This is a genomic window from Desulfococcus sp. (genome assembly GCF_050178255.1).
Taxonomy (GTDB): Bacteria; Desulfobacterota; Desulfobacteria; order Desulfobacterales; family Desulfococcaceae; genus Desulfococcus; species Desulfococcus multivorans.
This window is the reverse complement of the sequence record NZ_JBFXGG010000003.1, coordinates 50,162-75,096: the sequence shown is the minus strand read 5'-3', so window position 1 is coordinate 75,096 and position 24,935 is coordinate 50,162. Positions and strand designations below refer to the sequence as shown.

The window sequence follows — 24,935 nt, the reverse complement described above, 5'->3', positions numbered from 1 at the left end:
GTCCCCTCCCGGGCACCGACCCATGAATACCGAAAGTTGAAAGATTGAGATTATGCAGGCAAAAACAACCCCGATGATCGAGCAGTATATGGCCATCAAGGCGGAATATCCGGATGCTCTTTTGTTCTACCGCATGGGCGATTTTTATGAGCTGTTTTTCGAGGATGCTGAAAAGGCCTCGAAAATACTTGAAATCACGTTGACGTCGCGCAACAAGAACCAAGCCTCGCCGGTGCCCATGTGCGGCGTGCCCTGCCGGGCCGTCCAGGGATATATCGCCCGCATCATCGAACGGGGCCTGAAGGTGGCTGTCTGCGATCAGGTGGAGGATCCGGCTCAGGCCAAAGGTCTGGTCAAACGGGAGGTCGTTCGGGTCATCACGCCGGGAATGATCATCGAAAACGAATTTCTGGACGCCAAAACCCACAACTATCTTCTTGCCGTCGCCCGAGAAGGCGCCGCCGTCGGATTGGCGTACGTAGACATTTCCACAGGGACATTTCGCGTCACCCAGTCCGATGGTGGCGACGGCGTTTCCGACGAGATCTCGAGGGTGTCGCCCAGCGAGGTTCTTCTCGGGGAATCCCTTCGCGACGAGGCATCCCTCGACGCATTGATGCCGTTGGAATGCCGGAAATCGATCACCTTCATCCCGGATCGGTACTTCAACCCCGCCTTCGGAAAAAATCTGCTCATCGACCAATTCGGCACCCTTACCCTCGAAGGCTTCGGATGCGAACATCTTCCGGCCGCGGTTGGGGCCGCCGGCGCCGTGCTGCACTACGTCTCCCAGACACAGAAGCAGAAAATCGACCACATCAGGGGCATCGAGACCTACTTTCTGAACGACTTCATGGCCATCGACGATCAAAGCCGACGCAACCTGGAGCTGCTGGAAAACCTGAAGACCGGTAAACGCCGCGGCACCCTGATCGACATACTGGACCATACCGTGACCGCCATGGGCGGTCGTCTGCTGGCCAACTGGTTGAGATATCCTCTCCTGAAACCCGAAGAGATCACCTCCCGGCTGGACGCGGTGGAAGAGGCCTGCGCGAATCGCCTCACATCCGAAAAAATCCGGGAACATCTTTCATCGGTGTATGATCTGGAACGGCTCGGCAGCCGAATTTCCATGGGACACGCCAATGCCAGGGATCTGGTCACCCTGAAGCGGAGCCTTCTCAAGCTGCCGGAGATTCAAAAGTACACGTCGGAGATGAAGGCGTCCCTTTTCAGGTGGGTCGGCAGTTTGTCCCCTCTCATGGACGTTGCCGATCTTATCGATCGGGCGATCCGGGAAGATGCGCCTTCAGCCGTCAACGAAGGGGGAATCATCAAATCCGGCTTCGACAGTGTGCTTGATGAGTTGATTAAAACCAGCAAAGATGGTAAAGGGTGGCTGGTCCGGCTGGAAGCGGAGGAAAAGAAGAAGACAGGGATCACCGCCTTGAAGGTGCGTTACAACAAGGTTTTCGGATACTATCTTGAGGTACCCAAAATCCATGCGGAGAAAATCCCCGATCATTATATTCGAAAACAGACCCTGGTCAACGCGGAACGGTATGTCACCGAGGAGCTGAAAACCTTCGAGTCAACGGTGCTGAACGCCGAGGAAAAACGGGCAAGGCTCGAGTATGAGATTTTCAACGACGTTCGAACGGCTGTCAGGGACCAGCATCGTCACATTCAGGATGCCGCGGATTTCACGGCCAGGCTCGATGTGTTGTTGAACCTCGCCCATGTCGCCGCGAAAAATGACTACCATCGGCCACACGTCAACCTCGACGGCATCCTGACGATAGAGGACGGTCGTCATCCTGTTGTTGAGAAGATGATCACCGACGAACGGTTCGTACCCAATTCCATCCGGATGGACTCCCGGGAAAATCAGGTCCTGATCATTACCGGCCCCAACATGGCCGGAAAATCGACGGTGCTTCGGCAGGCGGCGCTGACGACGATATTGGCGCAGGTGGGCGCTTTCGTACCGGCAGCTCGGGCCGAGGTCCCGGTTACCGATAAGATCTTCACCCGGGTCGGGGCACTGGACAACCTCAGCCAGGGGGAAAGCACGTTCATGGTGGAAATGCAGGAGACCGCGAACATCCTCAACAATGCCACCCCCCAAAGTCTGGTGATTCTGGATGAGATCGGCAGAGGAACCAGTACGTTCGATGGTTTGAGCATCGCCTGGGCCGTGGCGGAATACCTTCACGACCTGAAGGGAAAAGGCGTGAAAACCCTTTTTGCGACGCACTATCATGAACTGACGGCACTCGAACAAAGCCGGCCAAGGGTCAAAAATTTCAATATCGCCGTCAAAGAGGTGGACGATCGGATCATTTTCCTCCGAAAGCTCGTCCCCGGAGGCACAAATCGAAGCTACGGCATCCAGGTCGCACGGCTGGCGGGAATTCCTGAATCGATCATCCATCGGGCCAAGACCGTTCTGAGCCGGATTGAAAACGAGGGGCATATCATTCGCCGGGAGGAAGGAGCATCTCCTGCCGAAGAAGCGTCACATCCCGTTCAACTCGGACTTTTCCGTCCGCAGGAAACGCTTCTGGTCGAAACGCTGCAGTCGCTGGACGTCTCGAGAATGACGCCGCTGGAGGCGCTTCTCACCCTGAATGAGCTGCAGGAAAAAATCCGATTCCATTGACGTCGGGTTTACCCAAGGACATAAGAAAAAACACCCTTTCGGAAAAACCCATGAAGCTATACTGCAAAGTCGTATTTTCGCTGCTCATGATCAGCATCGTCGCCATCCTGTGCCTGCCCAGCCCTTTGCCGGCGGTTACGGAAAAACAGGAATACGATCGTGCTCACAGCTATTTCGAAAAATTCATAAAGGATTCAAAACGAAAGCAATACAGGGATAACTGGATGACCTGCATTCAGAAATTCCAGGCCGCCTACCGGAGAAATCCCGGAGGGAATTATGCCGCGGCAAACCTTTTCATGGCCGGAAAGATCTACAACGACCTTTACGCGCTTTCAGGGCGGCTTTCGGATCGAAAGGAATCCGTCGATATCTTCAACAGGCTGATCAACCGGCACCCTAAAAGCCGCTACCGATCCAAGGCTCAGGCGGTTCTCCGGTCATTCGAAGACAAGAAGACGTCATCCGGGAGCGCCGCGCCGGACGCCGTCCCGACGGCTGCGACAGAAAGTGCATCCGCTGAGAGGTCCGTCTACCACAAGGAACGGAGCAGTCGGTTCAAGCAGGCGAAGACCGCCTTCAAAGCCGACACATCCAACGATGTCCCCGGAGACGATCCCATCTCCCGCTTGATCGTCATCGAAGAAACTTGCGATCCCAAAGCTTTTTCATCGCCGCCCAAAGCACCGGCGTCTTCCCGGGGCGGCTCTCCGACGGTAATCAACCGACTCCGGTACTGGTCGAATCCCAGCTACACCCGGGTCGTCATCGACGGCAATCGGGAAACCACTTACACCCCCAATCTTCTGAAACAGGATCCCGACAGCGACAAACCCCAGCGCCTCTACATCGATTTTGAAAACAGCCGCCTCGGTCAGGATCTTCAAAAGGCGGTCCCCATTGACGACGACCTGCTGCTGGGCGCCCGCGCGGGCCAGTGCACACCCGACGTCGTCAGGGTCGTTGTCGACATCAAATCCTTCAAAACCTATAAGGTTTTCTCCCTGAGCAATCCCTTCAGAACCATCATCGACGTCTGGGGAAAGGATTCGGGCGAGACCGCTCCTGCAAAAGCCGTCGCGGCCGGGACAAAACAGACGCGCCTGCCCCACAAGAAGCCGTTGGTCGCCCCAAAGCCGCACGTATACCATGCTGCCATCCGAAGCCAAAGCGCCATTACGGCAAACGACCTGGCCAAACAGTTTGCCCTGGGCGTGAAACGAATCGTTATCGACGCCGGCCACGGCGGCCATGACGGCGGCGCGCCGGGCTATATCAAAGGGGTTCGGGAGAAGGACGTGGTCCTCAGCATTGCCCGGCGTCTGGCGAAAAAAATCCGAAACGAGTTGGGATGCGAGGTCATCATGACGCGCAACAGCGATCGTTTTCTGACCCTCGAGGAGCGGACGGCCATTGCCAACACCCAGAATGCGGATCTGTTTATCTCCATTCACTGCAATGCCAGCAAAAGCCCCCGGGCTTACGGATTCGAAACCTATTATCTCAATCTGGCCACGGACGACGACGCCATTCTGGTGGCCGCCAGGGAAAACGCCACTTCCCGTAAAACCATCAGCGACCTTCAGAACATCCTCAACGACCTGATGCAGAATTCAAAAATCAACGAATCGAGCCGCCTGGCCACCTACGTTCAAAATTCTCTGTACAGCCAGATGAAAGGGAATTACAGATACGTCAGCAATAAAGGCGTCAAACAGGCCCCCTTTTACGTTCTTCTGGGGGCCCAGATGCCCGCTATTCTGGTGGAAACATCCTTCATCAGCAACGAAAGAGAATGCAAGCGCCTTGTCACTGCGCAATATCAGGAGGATCTCTGCAAGGCCATCGTCAAGGGCGTCCGGGGGTATATCCGGGAAACCACGCCAACGGCCTTCTGGAACCCTCGTCCGAGCAAAAAAGGTTAGGCGCGTGCCGCCGGAAGGGTGATGCGTCGTTTCTCGGGATCCTCGTTCGGGCGATAGAACACCCCGATATGACCGATCATCCCGATAAGTTCGGATCCGGTTCGCTCCTCGATCAGGTTGGATAGGGTGATCTTCTGATCCTTCTCCTTGAAATCCACAAATCTGATCTTGATCAGTTCATGGGTGTCCAAAGCCTCGTGGGTGGAGCGGATGACGCTGTCGGTCACTCCCTGACGGCCGATATGAACCACAGGCTTCCGGCCGTGTGCCAACCCCCTTAGATATTTTTTCTGAAATCCGGTCAATCGCGTCATATGGTATTCCCCTTTCATGGGGTAGGTGTCTACCAGACCCACCACCATCTTTCAAGCCGATATTTCCGCACAGGTGCCCCTCCGATGTTGACGGCCGCAAATACCCTATTTCCCCAAAGCCGGACTCCTTTCCACCATCGCCTTGAGATCCTCCCAGTTGAAGTGGAGGTACCGTCGGGTGGTGTTCAGATTTTCATGGCCCAGGAGATATTGGATGACGATAAGGTTTTCGCCCTGCTGCGCCTTTAAACTGGCACCGGAATGCCGGAGGAGGTGAGGACCGTGTTTTCGCTTGAGGATGCCTGCCTTTTCCAGGGCACTGCTGACAATATAATGCACCTGTCTGGGTTTGAGAGGCCGGCCGTGACTGGACAGAAAAACCCACTCGCTCTCGCTGCCTTTGTATTCCGGCCGAATATCATACCATCGCAGGAATTTATTGATTAAATCCTGATTTAAAGGAATTTTATCAACCTTATGCCGCTTTCGGGTTATCCACAGCTCCTCTGCATCCAATCGGACGTCATCTTGTTTTAATTGGACTACCTCGGAAACCCTGAGGCATATATCCGTAAAAAGGCTCATCATCAGTAAATTACGATCAACAGTCTTTTTTCCGGAATGATTTGCTACTGAACGGAAAAGAATTTCAAGCTCAGAATATGTCAAATAATCTGTTTTTGGAGGATAAATTTTGGGTTTGCCGATTAATGAAGCTATATTTTCGATAATCAAACCCTCATCAACAAGATAGTCCATATATCCCATCAGAACATATATGACATTTAATTTAGAGGATTTTGATATTTTCAGAGATTTTAAATAATGAACTACTATATTTTTATGTATGTCAACCGGAAAGAGAATTTTATGCGACTTACAGAACCTTTCAAATCTATTTAATTCATATCTTCTGTTTCTGATTGATGATCTGCTGAGTTGTCCTGTTGCCGATTTTTCATCTAAGTAATTATCTATCGATTCGGATATTGAAAAAGAACTTTCAGGGTCGAATAGTCTCGTCATGGAATATCCTCCGTTATTCAAGACTTAATTCCTTCGTTCAAATTGATATCTATTCAAATGCAGCATTCCGTAATATTTAATCGATATACAGTTTTTTTTATTTATGACAATTTTAGTCAATATATAGAAATCGATTTTGCACAATAGTAATTTGCCACTGCTGATGCGATCGGCGTCTGACCATAGGTGAACTTCAGGGGGGTCGGTCTGAAAACCATCCCTAAAATTGCGCAATAGAAACATATTGTGTTATATTATGGCCGTCAAGCTCTTTTTGATCTGGATGTTATGTCTGTTTTTCTCTTTTGTATTGTGACAACTGGTTTATTTTTATTATTCTCATTATTTTCCGACAAACCATTTTGACCCAGACCGCACCAAAAGCGGTTAATCAATATTCGTCAGACCGAATCCATAAAATCATCTCTTTAATTGATCAAATGTCATTAATATGGTAATGCTCACTAAAATAAAGATTAACAGAATTTAACGGAGAATGATCATGGCACGGACAAAATATCATATCACACCCGAATCTGGAAGATTATCCGTAACACTCAACAAAAGACAGCTTAAAGAGTTTAAAAAAATGTCTATAGAATTTGAAACCTCAATAGATGATATTTTGCAAATGGCCATCGAAACATTTATTAAAAAGTATAATGATATTTCAATAGATGAAATGGATGAAATCGGCCTTAAAGCCATGATTCAAGATGATCGATAAATAAAATATATTTTATCTCATTTTGCTCTAAGGCCAATTCATATGAAAATCCTGACAGTTTCCGACTTCATAGAATCATGTCTATATAAAGATTTTGACAGTGAACTTTTCAAAGATATAGAGGTCATTCTATCCTGTGGCGATCTTTCTCCGGAATATTTATCTTTTATATCATCAAGGATCAATGCTCCACTTTATTATGTTAAGGGCAATCATGATATAAGATACATTGATAAAGCCCCAAACGGATGCATTGATATCGATTCAAAGCTGATTCGTTTCAAAAAGTTGAAAATTGCAGGTTTTGAAGGCTCCCGATGGTATAACGGCAACCCGATCCAATATACCGAATCTCAGATGAAAAAAAAGATCATGAAGATGTGGCCCAGGTTATGGTGGAACAGAGGCGTCGATATCGTAATCACCCATGCGCCACCACGCTATATCGGTGATGCGGAAGATCCGTGTCACAGGGGCTTTAAAAGTTTCCACCCCTTGATTGACCGTTTTTCCCCCCAATATTTTATTCACGGTCATATTCACGCCCGTTTCAACAAACCGTCTGAACGCATACGGATTGTCAAAAACACCCGGGTCATCAACACTGTTGGCTATTTTATCCTGGAGATCGATGAAAAATAGATTGTTCGATACCTTTTTCACCGGATTGAAAAACCGGCAGAAAAAAAGAGAGCTGAAAAGCTTCAGGGAAGATCAGGAGAATGAAGAGGCTTTCGACACACGGGATCTCGGCCTCAAGGAGGTGGAGATCAGCAGGATTGTCGGCAGCGTCGGTCGCTATCAGGATTTTGACAGTCGATTTCGGCTCAAAACGGGAATACCGTCCGAAAGGCTCATGAAGATCAGACAGGCGATCCGGGACGGGAAACCACTGCCGCCCGTATCCCTGTACCAGATCAAGGACGAATATTATATCGTAGACGGGAATCACCGCGTTTCCGTGGCAAAGGAGCGCGGCTGGAAAACGATCCACGCCCATATTCTCGAATTTCTGCCCTCCCGGAAAACGATCGAAAACATTCTCTACCGGGAAAAACTCGATTTCAGGGAAAAAACCGGCATCACGGCGCCCATCGACCTGACGGAGGTCGGGCAATATGCCTATCTGACGGAACAGATCAGGGAGCACCAGGAATCCCTTACCACCATCAACGGCACCGAGGTGGCCTTCAAGGACGCCGCCGCGGACTGGCACAAAACCATTTTTCTGCCGTTTGTCGCCATCATCGAGAAAAGTCACCTGGCGGCGGCATTTCAGAACCGCACCATTGCCGATCTCTATGCCTATATCTCCTTCCATCAATGGAAAAAAGGACGGGGACGACATTACGGTATCGGCCTGGACCAGATCATTCCAAAAAACATGGAGGAATTTCGGGCGAAGGTGGCCGACCAGAGGGGGCATGAATTTCCGGAAATGAAACGACTCATGACGGCTTTCGTGCTGATCTCCGTCAAGGCGGGCGAGGAATTCAAGATCATGGAAAAGCTCTTTGCCCTCGAGGAGGTAAAGGAGCTCTATGACGTGCCCGGGGAATTCGACCTCATCGTCAAGATCGTCATGGAGCGGGATTGGCTCAGTTCGGATTCGGAGGTGATCGGCTATTTCGTTTACAGGCATATCCGCCGGATTCCCGGGGTGCATAAAACCCAGACACTGATTCCGACATTCTCAAAAAGCAAGCAGGGGGTCGTGTGATGTCCCGCCGCAGCCGCGGAACACCGCGACCGGAAAGGGGAAAAACATGAAGACGTTAACCGGAAAGTCCTGTATCGTCACGGGCGCCTCCCGCGGTATCGGTCGAGCGATTGCCGAACGGCTGGGCAGGGATGGTGCGTCGGTCATTGTCAACTATTTCCAAAACGCCGAGGCGGCCCATGCCGTGGCGTCAACCATCAAGGCTTCAGGAGGTTGCGGCGTTCCGGTTAAGGGTGACGTCGGAAAATCCGAGGATGTCCGAAGGCTCTTCGATGCCGCCGCGGACCGTTTCGGCAAAATCGATATCCTCGTCAATAACGCCGGGATCGCCGTCGCCCGGAAGTGCCCCATCGCCGAAGTGTCCGATGACGTCTTCGACCGACTTTTCGCCGTCAATACCCGCGGGGTTTTTTCAGCGCTCCGGGAAGGCGCCCGCCGCATAGCGGATCACGGCCGCATCATCACGCTCTCGAGCACCGTCGTATCCATGGCGCTGCCGGGCTACGGCATTTATGCCGCCACCAAGGCGGCGGTTGAGGTCCTGACGCGGATCTTGTCCAAAGAACTGGGCGACCGGAACATCACCGTCAATGCCGTGGCGCCCGGCCCCGTGGATACGGACCTGTTCAACGCCGGCAAAACCGAGGCCGTGAAGCAGCAGATGGCGGATATGTGTCCGCTCCATCGTCTCGGTCGACCCGAGGATATCGCGAATGTCGTGGCGTTCCTGGTCAGCGACCAGGGCGGCTGGGTCAACGGTCAGATTGTTCGGGCCAACGGGGGGATGGTCTGAGGACGCCTATTCCCGCACCAGCACGTCGACAAAAGCCTTCCGGGTGATGCCGCCGAGACAGGGGGCGGGGTCGATTCCGGAGAGAACCCGCTCCACGTCGATTTTCCGGTAGAGACACCCGATGAGGCGGCGCTCCAGTCCACGGATCGCTTCCGGGTCCGGAAAGCTGCCGCGTATGGCGACCTGCTTGATATGCCCTTTCTCGATGACGACGCGGACCTGGAAGGGACCGGTGTCGGATCGGCCGGGCAGCACCAGGGAAAATCGGGGTGACCGGCCATGATTCCAGTGCCAGGAATGGTATTTGTCCCGGGCCAGCGCATCCACCACATCCCACTGATGCCCATCCAGACGGTACACCGATCCGTCACCCCCCCAGGCGTCGACAACACCGTCCCGGATGCCGGACTTGAAGGCATGCATGGAAACGTCCGAAGGCAGGAATTCGACAATATTGGCTACGGGGCTCCGCAACGATCGCACCGCCTTCGACGCCATGGGATCCGACGGCGGCGCAAGCGCATTCCAAAGCACGTCCAGCCGGGCGTCGAAAAGGAGCGTGCCGTGGACGAGCAGGCCTTTCCCGTTCGAATACTGGGATATCCCGGATATCTTTCTGCCGTCCACGACGATGTCGTTTCCGGCATTGAGCGCTGCGGGAACCCCCATGCCTTTCAAGGCAGCGATGATGGGCGCGGCGAAGAATGCATAGTTGTTGAGATAAGCAGGGTCGAAACGGGTGATGAAGCTGAAGTTCAGATTGCCGTGATCGTGATAGACCGCCCCGCCCCCGGATATTCGTCGCACCAGCGGCATGTTGTTTTCAGCCAGATAGGCTGAATCGACTTCAAGAAGCGGATTCTGGTTTCTGCCGATAATGACGGAAGGACGGTTGACATAGAGCAGCAGGTATCCGTGATTCAGATCAACGTGTCCTGTGGCGTACTCCTCGAGAGCCAGATTTATTCGGGGATCGTCGACATGATTGTTGTGGATCAGAAACAAGCGGTTCGCCATGGCACCCTATCCATGAAACCCATCGCCGCCCCAGACCCGTGCCGCCGACAAAGGCGAATCGTCTCGAGCGGTCAGATCTGAAAACGCCGCACGGGGACGGCATCGGAAATCGCAGTGACGGGGAAGGCGTGTCAGATGACCGTCGACAGAAAAACGATTCCCAGTGTCACGCAGATCAAGACGGTAATATTGAAAATACGACGATATTCGGCCGTGATCGATGTTCTGTCGTTCAACCGTTTGAAAAAGAGGATCTCATTCGGGGTGAATTTCAGCGGCCCGTTGGATTTCGGTTTCGTCACATGCGTTCCTTTTGACGGTGATCTGTAATTTGAGGTTTCAAAGTCGCTCGTTCAGTTATAAAAATTATTATACATAAAAAAGGACGCTGTCAACGACGGAATCCCGGCTTTTTTGTTCCTTGCCAAAATCTGTAAAGCCTTTTATGAAAGACGACATCATTCACGGCTGCTTTTCAGAGAGGGTATCATGGTCATTGCGGGACTCACAGGCGGAATCGCCACCGGCAAGTCGACGGTAGCGAGGTTTTTCAAGGCGGCCGGAGCCGCCGTCATCGACGCCGACCAGATCGCCCACGACGTGGTTCGCCGGGGATTGCCGGCATGGCAGGGCATCGTGGCGGCTTTCAGCCGGGACGTACTTCGGGAGGACGGTGAAATAGACCGGGAAAAGCTGGGCCGGATCATTTTCAACGACGCCGCCCGGAAATCGGCCTTGAACCGCATCGTCCACCCGTTTGTTTTCGAAGAGATGGAAAAGCAAATGCGGGAAATCGAGGCGACCGCCCCTGAAACGGTGGTCATACAGGACATCCCGCTTCTTTTCGAATCGGGGATGCACCGCAAGCTGCCCAGGATCATTGTGGTGTACGTGCCGGAAGCCCTTCAATTTTCCCGTCTGATGAAGCGGAATCACCTGAGCGCGGCGGAGGCGCGGGCGCGCATCCGGAGCCAGATCCCCATCGAGGAAAAACGCAAACTGGCGGATATTCTGATCGATAATTCCGGAACCCTGGAGCAGACGCGGGAGAGAAGCCTCGAGGTCTATGCGATGCTGAAACGGTCCGTATCGAGACCCTGAACCCAGCCCTCATCCTCCGGGGAGCGTGTGCCGGACAGCGACGAAAGTCCGGGAAAAAGAGGAAACATTCATGCCGTTTATCGCCGACCTCCACGTTCATTCCAGGTTTTCGCGGGCCACCGCCAAAAATCTGGACCTGGAGCACCTTTACATCAGTGCCGCCGTCAAGGGCATTTCGGTGGTGGCCACCGGGGACTTCACCCATCCCGCATGGTTTCAGGAGCTTCGGGAAAAACTCATCCCGGCGGAGCCCGGCCTTTTCGCCCTCCGGGAGGATATAAGACGCCGATGTGACGCCGAGATACCCCCCTCCTGCAAGGGGACGGTCCGGTTCATTCTGGAAACCGAAATCAGCAATATTTACAAGAAAGCCGACAGAACCCGAAAAAACCACAACCTCATCTACGTGCCCTCCCTGGCGGTGGCGGAAACCCTCAATGCACGGCTGGACGCCATCGGCAACATCCGTTCGGACGGCAGGCCCATCCTGGGTCTTGACGCCAGGAATCTCCTGGAGGTGATGCTCGAGTGCTCTGAAGACGCATTCCTGATTCCGGCCCATATCTGGACGCCCTGGTTTTCACTTCTGGGGTCCAGGTCGGGATTCGACAGTCTCTCAGCCTGCTTCGAGGACCTGTCCCACCATATCTTTGCCGTGGAAACCGGGCTCTCTTCGGATCCGCCCATGAACCGCCGGATCTCGGAGTTGGACTCCCGGACCCTCGTCTCCAATTCAGACGCGCATTCGCCGGCCAACCTGGGACGGAACGCCAATCTGTTCGACACGACGCTCTCTTTTTTCGGCATTCGGGACGCGCTCCTGTCCGGAGATCCGGATCGGTGCCGGGGCACTATAGATCTCTATCCGGAAGAGGGCAAATACCACATGGACGGACATCGAAAGTGCGGCATCTGGCGCCGTCCATCCGAAGGGGCCGAAACCGAATGGCGCTGTCCCGCCTGCGGTGCGCCCATGACCCTGGGGGTGCTCCATCGCGTCGAAACCCTTGCCGACCGCCCGGAAGGCGCGATACCCGACGGAAAGCCGCCGTTTTACCACCTGATCCCCCTTGCGGAAATCCTCTCTGAAATTCTCGACGTCGGGGTCAAAACCCGAACGGTGGACCGCTGTTACCGGAAAGCGATCCATTGCCTGGGCCCGGAGCTCCACATCCTGAAAGACTGTCCCATAGACCGCATCCTCGAAGCGGATATCCCCCTTCTGGGGGAAGCGATCGACCGAATGCGAAGCGGGCGCGTTCATATCTCTCCCGGCTTCGACGGAGAGTACGGCCGGATACGGGTCTTCGCACAAGGTGAAAAGAGCGTTCTGACCGGACAGCAATCCCTGTTTTCCCGAAAACGAACACCTGCGGCCGCCGTCGAAGCGTCGTCGCCTGTTCCGCCGTTTGGAACGGCCCTGCCTGAAAGGGGGGATGCGAAAGCATTACCGGCCACAGGGCCGAACCCCTCCCATGCCGCCTCCGGAACGGACAGCCTCAACACCGCCCAGAAATCCGCCGTTGTGCATTCCGGCTCGCCCCTTCTGATCATCGCAGGACCGGGCACCGGCAAGACCCGGACCCTGACCCATCGGATCGTTTTTCTGACGGCGGTCCGCCGCGTATCCCCCGAAAACATTCTGGCGATCACCTTCACCAACAAGGCCGCCCGGGAGATGCGCGAACGGGTGGCGGCACTTTTCCAGACCGCCGGTCCGTCTCCCGGCCGGCTGCCCACCATCGGGACCTTTCACGGTTTCTGCCTGACCGTTCTGAGATCGGTCCAGGGCGATTCCCACACCGTCATCGATGAACATGATCGGCAACGCCTGATTCAGGCGGCCTTCGAAAAACACGGCGGCAAAACCTTCAGTCCCGACCTGTCGGCCCGGCGGCTATCGGATCTGATCACACGGGCCAAACAATATCTCTGGGGGCCGGAGGATGATTTGAGTTCGCTGGCCGATGAAAAGGCCTGCCACGTTCTGGGAACGATCTACCGGAGCTATCAGGGGATGCTTACGGTCGAAAGGCTCCTCGACTACGACGATCTGATCATGAATACGGTGCGTCATCTCGAGGGGAATCCTGCTTTCCGCCGGGAGCTGATCGATCGTTATCATCATGTTCTCGTGGACGAATACCAGGATGTCAACCCCGCCCAGTACCGGCTCGTTCGAATCCTGTGCCCCAGAAGCGACAAGGAGCTCTTCGTCATCGGGGATCCGGATCAGTCCATCTACGGCTTTCGCGGCGCCGATGCAGCCTGCTTCAGCCGATTCGCCGAGGATTATCCCGGAAGCCGGACCATCCATCTCAACCGGAACTACCGATCGGTTGAAACCATCCTCGACGCCGCCCACCAGGTCATTCGCCGGCACAGCCTGAATACCCCCGAAGTCCGCGCCTATTCCAACATCCAGGGCGTCAAGACCCTCACGGTCATGGAGACCCCGACGGAGCGGAGCGAGGCGACGGCCGTCGGCCGGATCATCGAATCCATGGTGGGGGGATTCGGCTTTCAATCCATCGATTTCGGCGGCGCCGACGGCGCCTTCGGTGAAAGAGAGCACGCCTTTTCCGATTTCGCCGTGCTCTACCGCAGTCATGTTCAGGGGCAAATCCTTTCAAAAACCCTTCAGGACGCCGGTATTCCCTGTCAGTTGGTCCACCGGGAAAGCGTCTACGGTCAGCCCGGGGTCCTGGAATTGACATCCTTATTAAAGCTTGTTTTCCGAAAAGGCATCATGAACGATTTCGACAGGGTTTGCCGCCTGCCGTTTTTCGGCTGGGACGAAAGCAGTCTGGCCGACTTCAAAGACCGTTTCTACGCCGCCGAAACGCCCCTCGATGCCTTGCTGTGGGTCGATTCAACCGCCGTCAACGAAATGCCCGGGAACATTCGGGAGCGGTTTTTCCGCACGCGGGACGTTCTGAAAGACCTTCGCGAAAGCGTGCGCGGAAAGTCCCTTGGAGCGGCGCTCTCTGTCCTGAAGGATCGCGCCGGTCTTCAGCGGATGATCGATGCGTCACCTGAACGGGCGGCGGCGCTGGAAGGTCTGATCCAAAGGACCGACAGCCGTTCGTGCGAACGGGTCGACGACCTGTTCGCCGCCGCCGCCCTGGAAACCGATGCCGATCTCCATGACGGGGAGGCCCAGAAGGTGACCCTCATGACCTTTCATGCATCCAAGGGGCTCGAGTTTCCGGTCGTCTTTATCGTCGGATGCGAGGACGGCCTCGTGCCTTTCAGGCGCGCCGACAACCATTGCGAGGATCCGGCCGAGGAGCGGAGACTTTTCTATGTGGGAATGACCCGGGCCAGGGAACGGCTCTTTCTGCTGAGTGCCGGAAACCGGATGGTCCACGGCAGACTGGAAAAGAGAATCCTGTCGCCCTTTGTCCTGGACATCGAGCGCCGCCTGGTCGAGCGGCGGCGCGTCGAGAACCGCGGCTCCGCCAAGCAGCCGATCCAACTGGGCCTGTTCACCGGGGAGTAGCGGGTTGAAGGGCCGTCCCTTTCGGGCCGTCCATGGGTGCAGTGGTTTACTTTCATGAAATCCGGCGCTATGTTATTTTTTGAATCTCAGCTGTCGATTTTCACAGGCCGGTGCCGGGAGGATACGGCCCGCGCCCCGCGCGGTTTCGTTCAAGTGCCGCTGTCGGGTCACCCTCATGAAAGTCGAAAGTTGAGTTTGAATCTCAAACGGAAAAGAGGAGTGCAACGTGTATCTGGCGCGCCGTCAAGTTCAGGGCAAAACCTACTACGCCATACGGGAATCCTATCCTGCGGGCAAGATCTTTCGGAGTCGGCATCTGATAGACCTCGGGACCGACCCTGCCGCCTATGTACAATACCCGGGAGGAAACGCCTTTTACATTCATGAATCCATCGAGGACCGACTCCGGGCCCTCGACGTCGTTTATGAAGCGGACGAGCTGGACGAGATCTTCTGGCCGTTTGTCCGTCCGGATATCCGGAAAGCTCAGGCCTATTTTCGACGAAGGGGCCGCGCAGCGCGCGGCACCGCTTTCGACGATGCCCTGGCCGGCGACGTTTTTCACCTCTTTGATCGAAGGCGGGTGCACTATCTTCGATTCGGTCAGATGGATCAGGGGCGGATCGGACGGGTATCGCCGCGGCTTTTCAAGATCCTTCTCGGTAAATCACGGGATGAAATCGAACAGTATTTCATCCAGGCGGAACAACTGCTGAAACCCCATGAGGTCAAATCCTATGTTTTTGTCATCTTTGATTTACAGCGGCACTTTTCCGAGCACTTCGCCAAAACCATGCCCCAGGGGCTCGATCAGGGCATAGTGGACACCCTCTTTCTCCAGGACGTCTGCCGAATGAACCGCGACAGACGTTTCTGGGGCGATATCACTCCGGAGAACCGGCTCCATCCCTATCTGGTCCGATATCTCATTATGTTTTTCGACAACGATTACGGGCGGAGCAGCTATCTGGACGACATCCTTCAGGCCTGGATCAACAGCCGGAGAGATTTTCATTTTCCCGAAAGAAGGGTGCGCGTCTCCTTCAAGGAGGCCGGCACCGTATTCGGTATTTCCGAGGAAGCACTGAGACGGTTGTCCAGAAAGGAATTGTCCCGCCTCTTTCGTCAAAAGGCACAGGAGATGCATCCGGACAAAGGCGGAGACCATGACGCGTTCATACGCCTGGCAACGGCCTATCAGGACATCAAAGAACACAAGAAGTGAACGTTGGAGCGAAGCGTTCCGGCGTATGTCGAAAGGAGGGCGTGATCATGAAACACCGCATCGTCGCCGTGCTGCTGATGGTGCCGGCCATCCTGCTGTTCGCGGCATCCGCCCGCGCCGTGACTATCGAATTGAGCGGCGATCGTATTTCCATACACGCCGAGAAGTCGCCCCTTTCGGTCATTCTATCCCGGCTTTCAGCATCCGGCATCCAGATCCAGTGTCCGCCCCACATCGATCCCGAGGTGACGGCGACCGTCACGGATAAACCGATTCACGAAGGGTTGGGCGCGGTGCTCAAGCCTTACGGCTATGTTCTTTTCTGGGAGCGGTCTGGAAAGAACAAGTCGCTGCGGCCGGCGGAACTGCACGTTTTCGATTCAGTCGGGAGGGAGGAGAACGGTCGCGAGGAGAGGGAAGAGGGCTTTGCCGTGGCTGTAAACCCCAAGGATGGATCGCTCTACGTCAGAAATGAAATTCTGCTTCGCATTGCACCGGGAAGCGACGGAGAGATCCTCAGAAGCCTGGTCTCGGGGTTGGGCGGCGTCATTCTTGAAACGGACGCACTTTTGGGCATCCATCGCGTCCGTCTGCCCGACGGCATCGACATCCCGGATTTTCCGGCAAAACTCAAGGCCGGGGAAAACCGCCTCACAGCCGAACCCAATTATGCGTATCCCATTGATTTTCCGCGCAGGTTTGTCGGCCGTGCCCCACGTTTCGAAAGCGTGGCCCCTCAAAACATCATTTCCGATACCACCGGCGTCCCGGTGGCGGTTCTGGATTCGGGATGGACGGCCGGATACGGGCTGGAAGAACGCGTGATCGCGGCGCTGGATGCCGTCAACCCGGGTATGCCGGTCACGGATGGTCTCGGCCACGGCACTCAGATGGCGCTGATCGCAGCAGGGGAGGTTCGTCCCATGGGGACGGCGGGAGAGGACGCGAAGGCGTCTCCGATTATTCCCATCCGGACCTTTGACGACAGCGGCATAACCTCCAACTTCGCTCTCATGCGGGGAATCGATTTCGCCTTGAGCAGCGGCGCGAGGGTTCTCAACATGAGCTGGGGCTCTGAAACATCGAGCCCGTTTCTGGAGGAGGCGCTCGCCTACGCGGACAATCGGGGCCTCATCGTCGTCGCCGCTGCCGGAAACAAGGCCACCGGCGCCCCCGTCTATCCCGCAGCCTATCCCACCGTCCTGGGCATCGGTGCCCTCGCTCCGGACGGAACCCCCTGGCAGCATTCAAACTACGGCAGCTTTGTTGCGCTTTCGGCGCCGGGCTATGCCGACCTGCCCGTCGGCTACAAGGGGGAGGCGGGCATCTACGCAGGAACGTCTATTGCCGCGGCCTACGTTGCGAACGTCATTTCGGGGTGGTTGACGGAGAATCCGGACTGGCAGAAATCGGACGTGATGCATCGTTTGAGAACCCACCGGCTGAAACGACAAAATCCTTGAATCCGGCGGACGCAACCCGCCCGCCTCGTCGTGCCGCACATCCCATCCGTCCCTGCCGGGTCGCGGGGACGTATCAGGAACTGCGCGTGCAGGAGCGCGTTCCCGCCAGAAGGCTCTGAATTCTGTCGAGACGCTCGCACCCGTCGATGCATGCTGGAAAACGATCTCTCTCCTCACAATTTCTGCAAGGACTTTTTACGAGGGTACCGATCTCGAAATCGAATGTAAATGTGTATAGGGTCATAACATGTCACGCGGCCGACACGGGCGAAGCGCCCCAAAGGGACTTCCGCCGCGGCCGTTTAAGGGTGTATTCGTATCCTGACGGGCCGTGACCGTCGGATTTCAGATCAATCCTCTTTACCATGCCGACTCAATTTTCGCAATGCAAAGTATGGCCCGTCCAACAGGAATCCGGGGTACCCCGACCGATCAGGACATTTTTTTCAGACCGTTGATTTTTCAGGACCTTTTTGTTATATATCCAATTTTCGACTTTCATGACGGTGACCGGATAGAGGTGACCTATGAAAGTCGAAAGTTGAGAAATGGTTTTGTGATCCCCCATACCCCGGGAAGGAACGGTCCCGGTGAACACCGGGATGGAACGACCCAATCAAGGAGAGTGATGCTATGAATGTTGTCAATGCCCTGTCGCGCCGTGCATTTTTCTGGGTCTTTTTTTTCAGTGCCCTGATGTGGTTTCTGATCGATGCGGCCGTCTATGTCGCACTCAATGTGGTATCCCTGAAGATATCGGTGCTGCAGGAAGACGCCGGCATTGCAGACTTCCGTGAGACCGTTTCGCAATTCAAGACCTGGATCGACCTGATCGCGGAATATTATATCCCCGCATCCGTCGTCCTTGGCCTGGTGTTCATTCTCCTCCTCTGGCTTTGTCTGAGGCTCTCGTTTCCCGGCGCCCTCCGCAAGGCTGCGTCGGTGCCGCCGCCACGCTTGAAGGAGGCTCGGTCCCGGAAGAAAGATACGACGATCGAAGCCCCTGAGCCCACGGCCGTCAAAGGCGAACGGGAAAGGCTGTATCTCTATCTCTTTTCCATCCTGCAACGGGAAGGGCGCCTGATGGACTTCCTTGCAGAAGACATCGATGCATACGACGACGCGGACATCGGGGCCGCCGTTCGCAGCATCCACGAGAACTGCCGGAAAATCATCGACAAGTATATCATTCCAAAATCGATTCTGAGCGATGACGAGGAGAGCGAAATCACCGTCGAACCGGGATTCGACCCCAATGCCGTCAAACTGACCGGAAACGTCGCGGGCAATCCGCCGTTCAGGGGGATCGTACGTCACAAGGGCTGGAAAGCGGGCAAACTCGATATGCCCACCTTGTCCGGCGAGCGGGATCCGCGGATCATCGCCCCGGCAGAGGTTGAGATTTTATAGTCGACGCAGGAAACACACTTTCACGGAAACGTCAATCAAGGAGAATTATCATTGTCAGATCCTGCCTATATAATCGGTATTGATCTAGGCACGACCAACAGCGTGGTCGCCTACACCGAAGCCCAATTCCGGAAAGGGGAAAAAGCGGAGATCCGGGTGCTGGAGATACCGCAACTCACCGATGCCGGGGTGGTCGAACAACAACCCTTGCTGCCGTCGTTCATTCTGTTGCCCAGCCCCCACGACGTTCCGCCGGACGGGCTCAAACTGCCGTGGTCGGATACCCGAACGATGGCCGTGGGTCAATTTGCCAAGGAGAGGGGCGCCGAACTGCCCCAGAAGCTGATTGCCTCCTCCAAATCCTGGTTGTGTCACACATGGGTGGATCGGAACAAACCCATTCTGCCCTGGGAGGGGCCCGACGATCTGACCAAACTATCTCCGGTGGCGGCGGCGGCGGAAATTCTGAAACACATCCGGGATGCCTGGAACTACACCATGGCCCGGGAAGACGAATCTCTCCGCATCGAACACCAGGAGGTGCTGTTGACCGTTCCGGCGTCCTTTGACGCCGTAGCCAGGGATCTCACCGTCAAGGCGGCCGAAATGGCGGGGCTGACCCGGATCACGCTGCTGGAGGAACCCCAGGCGGCTTTTTACGCATGGATCGAAGCTTCGAACGACCAGTGGCGGGAAAATATCGAGAAGGGAGACCTTGTCCTGGTGTTTGACGTGGGCGGCGGCACCTCCGATTTCAGCCTTATCGAGGTGGATGAAGAAAACGGAGAGCTGGCCCTCAAACGCATCGCCGTCGGCGATCATCTTCTCGTGGGAGGGGACAATATGGATCTGACCCTTGCCTACGCCGCCTCGCGGAAGCTCTCCGGCAAGAAAAGCCCGGATGCATGGCAGATGCGCAGCCTCTGGCATGCCTGCCGAAAGGCCAAGGAGGTTCTCCTCTCGGACCCCGAGGCCAGGGACTATACCGTAACGGTCCTGGGGCGCGGCAGCAAGTTGATCGGCGGAACCCGAAAAGCCGTCCTGGAGCGTGATATGGTCCAGAAGATTCTTCTGGAAGGCTTTTTCCCTGAATGCGGTCTGGACGCCGTTCCTCAGGTGAAACAAAAATCAGGCATCCAGGAGGTGGGGCTGGCCTATGAGTCCGATCCCGCCATCACCCGCCATCTGGCCCACTTTCTCAGCCGCCAGCAGCCGGATGACAACGGCCGCCGCCGGCTGCCGACGGCGATACTGTTCAACGGCGGGGTCATGAAGGCCGAAGTTCTCCGCAACCACCTGGTTCAAATTCTATCTTCCTGGACCGACACCGATGCCGACCGTGCCCTCCGCGAAATTGCCACCGCGGATTTCGATCTCAGCGTAGCGCGGGGCGCCGCCTATTACGGTCTCGTTCGAAAGGGGGAGGGGATTCGGATCCGCGGCGGCCTGAACAAAGCCTATTATATCGGCGTGGCCGCATCGCTTCCCGCGGTCCCGGGGATGCCGGTTCCCATCAAGGCGCTCTGCGTAGCGCCCTTCGGCATGGAGGAGGGAACGGAGGGATCTCTGCCGGATCAGGAATTCATTCTCGTCGTGGGAGAGCCGGTAAAATTCGACTTCCTTGGATCCTCCGTCAGAATCGACGACACGATGGGGCAGGTGATCGAGGAATGGGAGGATGACATCGAGGAGATCACCACCATGGAAACCACTCTGGACGGCGAAACCGGAACGGCCATACCCGTGATCCTCGAGATCCGGGTGACCGAGATCGGAACCCTCGAGATATGGTGCGTATCCAAACTCGAACCGAGCCGGCGCTGGAAGCTGGAATTCAACGTCCGGGAACAGAGCCGCGACAGCCGTTCATAGAACGATTTGCCTTCAGTCTTCAGTCTGTTATCGGAGCATGGTGATCCGGGGCCGTGAAGCGATCTCGGGGGCGGTTTCGAAAAACCCCGCGACGGCCTCCCGGAGGGCATCCATCGATTTCGCCTTGTGCACCATGGCGTAAAACGTATGGCCGAACTTGAAATTGGCGGCAAAATAATTGGAAAATTTATAGTATCGGCGAATTGCCGTCGATTCGTCAAAATGCTTTCCCAAAAGATCGATCAATCCCAGGGCACACCGCCGGTAAACGTCGTCATCCGGCAGAACCCCGTCGGTCCATTGGGCAAACGTCCACGGACGCGCCACCGCAATCCGCCCGATGGCGACGCCGTCGCATCCGGTTTCGGAAATCATTCTTCTGCAATCGTCAATGTCGAAGACATTCCCGTTCCCGATAACGGGAATGTCTACCGATGACTTGACCATGCCAATGTATGCCCATTTGGGCGGACGGGTCCGTCGATCCGGAGCGACACGGGGATGGTACGTCAGCGCATCCGCCCCTGCGTCGGCAAACCGTCTGGCCAGATCCACGGCGGTCCTCACGTCGTCCTCCCACCCGGTCCTGAATTTCACGAAGAGGGGCACCGATACGGCCTTTCGCACCGCCGATACGATCTTTTCAGCCCGAAGCGGATCCCGCAGAAGCGCGGCACCGCAATTGTGTTTGCAAACGGCGGCGACGGCGCAGCCGAAATTGATGTCGACACCCATGAATCCCTCGGCCGCGACCCGTTCCGCCGCCAAGGCCATCACCGCCGGTTCGTCACCGTAGAGTTGACAGACCAGATGCGGCAGTTCGGCCGCCCGCCACATGAAGCCGGATGCGGCCGGTCCGCCGCCGAACGCCACCGAACGAGACCCCGTCATTTCCGAAAAGAGGAGACCGAATCCGCCGAATTCGGAAACAAGCTCCCGAAACGCCACATTCCCCAATTTGGACAGGGGTGCCAGAAAAAGACGTTTGGGGATAATACATCCCCCCACCCGGATCGGACGATTCAACAGTGCGCGGACATCCTCTGCTTCAGACGGATGCATCGGATTCCGCAGGGTTTCATTTGGCTGAACCCTCATAGGGGAACCGAAGCCCGGTAGATCCTGCCCCGGCCGCGCAACACGTAAGCGCCGACTTCCGCCGGAATCAGCACGGAAACCCCTCTGGTCAGGACCGTTTCTTTCCGGACGCCTTCGGCCCCGATATGGACGCTGCCTTCCGTACACAACAGAATTTCCACCCCGTCCACGGCCTTGCGAACGCCTTCCGACGACGTCCTCATTGAAATGACCGACAGCTGAAATTCCTGTGCGGGGGTGCGATAAACGTCTTCATATTCGCTGACCCTTTCGGGGACGAGCTTCTCCAGGGTTCGGGGCGTCGTCTCGAGGATTTTCATCAGTTCCCCCACGTCGATGTGTTTGGCGGTCAGACCGCCCCGAAGCACATTGTCCGAATTGGCCATCAGCTCGATGCCCATGCCGTCAAGATAGGCATGGAGTTCTCCGGCCGGCAGGTAAAGGGCCTGCCCCGGCGTCAGACAAAAAAGATTCAGAATCGCCGGCGAAACAGCGGCAATATCATCAGGATAGGCCTTGTTGAGCGCGGGGATCCATCGGAAAACCGGGCTTTCGTCCATGCGGCGCCGTGAGTTCTCGAGGGCCTCATCGAGAATGGCGCGCTTTCGGGACGCCGGAAACGTCAGAAGGCTTGCGTAAAGCGCCTTGAGGACCTCGGCAGGACGGCCTTCCCGAAGGTTTCCGATTTCATGGGAGAGGGTTCGGGGACAGATTGCTTCGAGAAGGGCTGTGATGTCTGCGACGGGTCGGAAACCGCAGAGCCCCCAGAAAGGCGTGAGCGCACAGATGCATTCGGGTTTGTGATTGTCGTCCCGGTAGTTCCGGTTCGAGGCGTCCAAAGGAATGCCGGCCCGATTCTCCGCCTGAAATCCCGTTGCTGCCTGCCGTCGATCGGGGTGAGCCTGAATGGACAACGGCGCCGCGGCGGCAAGCACCTTGAACAAAAAGGGCAGCCGACGGCTGAACGCCGCGGCCGTGCGTTCACCGAGGATCGCTTCGGGATAACGCTCGATAGCCCGATTCAACGGAATCTGCTCACCGTCCATTTCGATGCGGGAAGGCGCTTTCGGATGTGCGCCCATCCACATTTCCGCCTGGGGGTCGCCGGAAGGCGGGCGGCCCAGCAGATCGGGAATGGCCGTGTGAGAGCCCCAGGGATATTTCAGAATCGCGTTGTCCAGTATCCAAATCCGTGTATCGATCATCTTCTCCATTTCGCTCCCGAAAACCGCTTGAACTTCCGCTGGTCAGCAAGGCATCACCCGTCATGGATTCGCCATGACGGAATCCCGTCGGCCCCTGACGACGCCGCTTCCGGATCATTAACGGCGAACGTCAAGCCTCCTGCATAAAAAACTACCACAAGAGACGGCCGGTGACAAACGGCGATTTTATGGATTGAAAAAAAGAAACGTCTGTGTTACAGAAGCATCTCTGTTTTCGAGGCTTATCTCTGATTTTTCCACTGAATTCAAATTATTAACCAATGAACTCAAGGAGGTCGACATGCGAAAGGGATTTCTGGTTACCGTTACATTCGTGATGGCCGTAATGATGCTATCCCCCCTTGCCTGGGGGAAGACCGTGAAGATCGGCTTCAATATTCCTCTGACCGGAGATATCCCCAAGGTCGGCGAAGAATCGAAATTCGCCGCCGAAATGCTGCGTGAAGACGTCAACGGCGCCGGCGGCCTCGACATCGGCGGCGAAAAATACATGCTCGAGTTCATTTATGAAGACAATGAATCCAAGGCCGAATCGGCGGTTTCCGCAGCCCTGAAGCTCATCGAAAGAGATCAGGTGCTGGCGGTCGTAGGACCCAACTCCAGCAAACAGGCGGTCCCCGGGGGACAGGTCTGTGACGACAACCGCACCCCGATGATCTCCCCGTGGTCCACGAATCCGGACACCACCAGGGATCGGCCGTGGGTCTTCAGAGCCGCATTTCTGGATCCCTTCCAGGGTCCTGTCGCCGCAGACTTCGCCATGAAGCAGTTCAAGGCTAAAACGGCCGCCGTCCTTTTTGCCCTGGCCAACGACTACAGCAAAGGACTCGCCGAAATTTTCAAGGCCGACTTCGAAAAGAAGAACGGCACAGGATCCGTGGTGGCCTATGAAAGTTACGGGGACAAGGATCAGGATTTCAGCGCTCAATTGACCAAGATCATCGCCGCCAAACCGGATTTCATTTTTCTCCCGAACAACTACAACGAAGTCGCCCTCATCGTCAAACAGGCCCACGACCTGGGCTGGACCGGACCGTTCATGGGTGCGGACGCCTGGGGCAATTCCGAGTTGATGACCCTCTGCGGCGATGACTGCAAGGGGCATTATTTCTCGACCCATTACGCCGCGGCGGGCGCTACCGGCGCGACCAAGGAATTTATCGACCGATACCAGAAAAAATACGGCTATCAGCCTGCCGACGTGGCCGCCCTGACATGGGACGCCGCCCGTATCGTCCTGAAGGGGCTTCAGGACATGGGCAGCATCACGGGGGACCTGAAAGACGACCGGAAAAAGTTGAGGGATGCCATTTCAGGCATCGCGGAATTTGAAGGCATCACGGGAAAAATGAAGTTCGACGATCAGGGGGATCCCATCAAATGCGCCGTCGTCGTCAAGATCAGCGATACGGGCGAGTTTGTCTTTACCGAGTCCGTCTGCCCGTGAAAAAAGCTGTTGATACCGTTTAATACGGTTTGGGGCTTCGGGCGGCCGGCTATGGCCGCCCAAAAGGAGAGTTGAAGCCGGATGTCAGAATCTGAGGTGGGAGCTGCGGCGACAACGATTATATCTTTCTGAGTGAACGGGATTCCTGTGCGGATCTGAAGCGAAGCGGATGCTGAAATGCGTTGGATAACGACCGGTCCGGACATTGGCGTGACAACGGCTGTTTCATCGGAACCTCGAGCACATGCAGTGCGACATCAATGACGCTGTCCGAATCGACGACTGAATACTGAAAGAAAATCCGCTCCATCTCTCCCTTGCCCCAAATATTCCCGTTCATCGGCACCTGTATTCCCACACAGGGTTTCATTGGTCATTTCTGCGCCTCAATCGTAAGGATCCCG

19 protein-coding genes are annotated in these 24,935 nt (G+C 55.7%); 13 read left to right on the top strand and 6 right to left on the bottom strand.

Features of this window, described 5'->3' with window-relative positions:
- Positions 1-52 precede the first annotated feature (52 nt).
- Together mutS and AB7S84_RS01725 are read left to right on the top strand one after the other, a co-directional pair.
- On the top strand, positions 53-2,665 hold the full coding sequence (mutS, locus tag AB7S84_RS01730) for a DNA mismatch repair protein MutS (RefSeq protein WP_040415592.1): 2,613 nt from the start codon (positions 53-55) through the stop codon (positions 2,663-2,665).
- A gap of 50 nt (positions 2,666-2,715) precedes the next feature.
- Positions 2,716-4,590 (top strand): N-acetylmuramoyl-L-alanine amidase, encoded by a 1,875-nt coding sequence (locus AB7S84_RS01725; RefSeq protein ID WP_428152797.1) that lies wholly within the window; start codon positions 2,716-2,718, stop codon positions 4,588-4,590.
- Here the strand turns inward: AB7S84_RS01725 and AB7S84_RS01720 are convergent.
- On the bottom strand, positions 4,587-4,904 hold the full coding sequence (locus AB7S84_RS01720) for a YhbY family RNA-binding protein (protein WP_040415624.1): 318 nt from the start codon (positions 4,902-4,904) through the stop codon (positions 4,587-4,589). The two genes, AB7S84_RS01725 and AB7S84_RS01720, sit on opposite strands and share 4 nt — an antisense overlap.
- A 105-nt stretch (positions 4,905-5,009) precedes the next feature.
- Positions 5,010-5,930 carry a tyrosine-type recombinase/integrase gene (locus AB7S84_RS01715; RefSeq protein WP_020877587.1) on the bottom strand — a complete coding sequence of 307 codons (921 nt, stop codon included), beginning with the start codon at positions 5,928-5,930 and terminating at the stop codon, positions 5,010-5,012.
- Between the two features lie 502 nt (positions 5,931-6,432).
- On the opposite strand from AB7S84_RS01715, the gene AB7S84_RS01710 reads away from it, so the two are divergent.
- The 4 genes from AB7S84_RS01710 to AB7S84_RS01695 are packed head-to-tail and all read left to right on the top strand — an operon-like array spanning position 6,433 to position 9,170.
- Positions 6,433-6,657: a hypothetical protein gene (locus AB7S84_RS01710; RefSeq protein ID WP_020877586.1), complete on the top strand. Its 225-nt coding sequence runs from the start codon at positions 6,433-6,435 to the stop codon at positions 6,655-6,657.
- A gap of 42 nt (positions 6,658-6,699) precedes the next feature.
- Positions 6,700-7,299, top strand: coding sequence for a metallophosphoesterase family protein (locus AB7S84_RS01705; protein ID WP_020877585.1), 600 nt, complete (start codon positions 6,700-6,702; stop codon positions 7,297-7,299).
- Positions 7,289-8,377: an Lrp/AsnC ligand binding domain-containing protein gene (locus AB7S84_RS01700; protein ID WP_020877584.1), complete on the top strand. Its 1,089-nt coding sequence runs from the start codon at positions 7,289-7,291 to the stop codon at positions 8,375-8,377. Before AB7S84_RS01705 ends, AB7S84_RS01700 begins: the two co-directional genes overlap by 11 nt.
- Positions 8,378-8,423: 46 nt before the next feature.
- Positions 8,424-9,170: an SDR family oxidoreductase gene (locus AB7S84_RS01695; protein WP_020877583.1), complete on the top strand. Its 747-nt coding sequence runs from the start codon at positions 8,424-8,426 to the stop codon at positions 9,168-9,170.
- Between the two features lie 6 nt (positions 9,171-9,176).
- On the opposite strand, the gene AB7S84_RS01690 is transcribed toward AB7S84_RS01695, so the two are convergent.
- Positions 9,177-10,187, bottom strand: coding sequence for a lipoate--protein ligase (locus tag AB7S84_RS01690; RefSeq protein WP_020877582.1), 1,011 nt, complete (start codon positions 10,185-10,187; stop codon positions 9,177-9,179).
- Positions 10,188-10,318: 131 nt separating this feature from the next.
- A complete protein-coding gene (locus AB7S84_RS01685) occupies positions 10,319-10,489 on the bottom strand; it encodes a hypothetical protein (RefSeq protein ID WP_020877581.1) in 171 nt (56 codons plus the stop codon).
- A gap of 187 nt (positions 10,490-10,676) precedes the next feature.
- On the opposite strand from AB7S84_RS01685, the gene coaE reads away from it, so the two are divergent.
- From coaE to AB7S84_RS01655, 6 genes are all read left to right on the top strand, one after another.
- Entirely contained in the window at positions 10,677-11,288 is a 612-nt protein-coding gene (gene coaE / locus AB7S84_RS01680; RefSeq protein WP_428152796.1) for a dephospho-CoA kinase, read from the top strand.
- Positions 11,289-11,358: 70 nt separating this feature from the next.
- Complete coding sequence (locus AB7S84_RS01675) at positions 11,359-14,790, top strand: UvrD-helicase domain-containing protein (protein WP_428152795.1); 3,432 nt, start codon at positions 11,359-11,361, stop codon at positions 14,788-14,790.
- A 226-nt stretch (positions 14,791-15,016) separates the two neighbouring features.
- Positions 15,017-16,015 (top strand): J domain-containing protein, encoded by a 999-nt coding sequence (locus tag AB7S84_RS01670; RefSeq protein ID WP_428152794.1) that lies wholly within the window; start codon positions 15,017-15,019, stop codon positions 16,013-16,015.
- A gap of 47 nt (positions 16,016-16,062) precedes the next feature.
- Positions 16,063-17,478: a S8 family peptidase gene (locus AB7S84_RS01665; protein ID WP_428152793.1), complete on the top strand. Its 1,416-nt coding sequence runs from the start codon at positions 16,063-16,065 to the stop codon at positions 17,476-17,478.
- A gap of 633 nt (positions 17,479-18,111) precedes the next feature.
- Positions 18,112-18,888 carry a DUF2760 domain-containing protein gene (locus tag AB7S84_RS01660; protein WP_428152792.1) on the top strand — a complete coding sequence of 259 codons (777 nt, stop codon included), beginning with the start codon at positions 18,112-18,114 and terminating at the stop codon, positions 18,886-18,888.
- A gap of 51 nt (positions 18,889-18,939) precedes the next feature.
- Positions 18,940-20,760 (top strand): Hsp70 family protein, encoded by a 1,821-nt coding sequence (locus AB7S84_RS01655; protein WP_020877575.1) that lies wholly within the window; start codon positions 18,940-18,942, stop codon positions 20,758-20,760.
- A gap of 27 nt (positions 20,761-20,787) precedes the next feature.
- On the opposite strand, the gene AB7S84_RS01650 is transcribed toward AB7S84_RS01655, so the two are convergent.
- Together AB7S84_RS01650 and manA are read right to left on the bottom strand one after the other, a co-directional pair.
- Positions 20,788-21,822, bottom strand: a complete 1,035-nt coding sequence (locus AB7S84_RS01650; RefSeq protein WP_020877574.1) for a tRNA dihydrouridine synthase — start codon at positions 21,820-21,822, stop codon at positions 20,788-20,790.
- A gap of 32 nt (positions 21,823-21,854) precedes the next feature.
- Positions 21,855-23,072 carry a mannose-6-phosphate isomerase, class I gene (gene manA / locus AB7S84_RS01645; protein WP_020877573.1) on the bottom strand — a complete coding sequence of 406 codons (1,218 nt, stop codon included), beginning with the start codon at positions 23,070-23,072 and terminating at the stop codon, positions 21,855-21,857.
- A gap of 292 nt (positions 23,073-23,364) precedes the next feature.
- On the opposite strand from manA, the gene AB7S84_RS01640 reads away from it, so the two are divergent.
- Positions 23,365-24,531, top strand: a complete 1,167-nt coding sequence (locus AB7S84_RS01640) for an ABC transporter substrate-binding protein (RefSeq protein ID WP_020877572.1) — start codon at positions 23,365-23,367, stop codon at positions 24,529-24,531.
- Positions 24,532-24,935 lie beyond the last annotated feature (404 nt).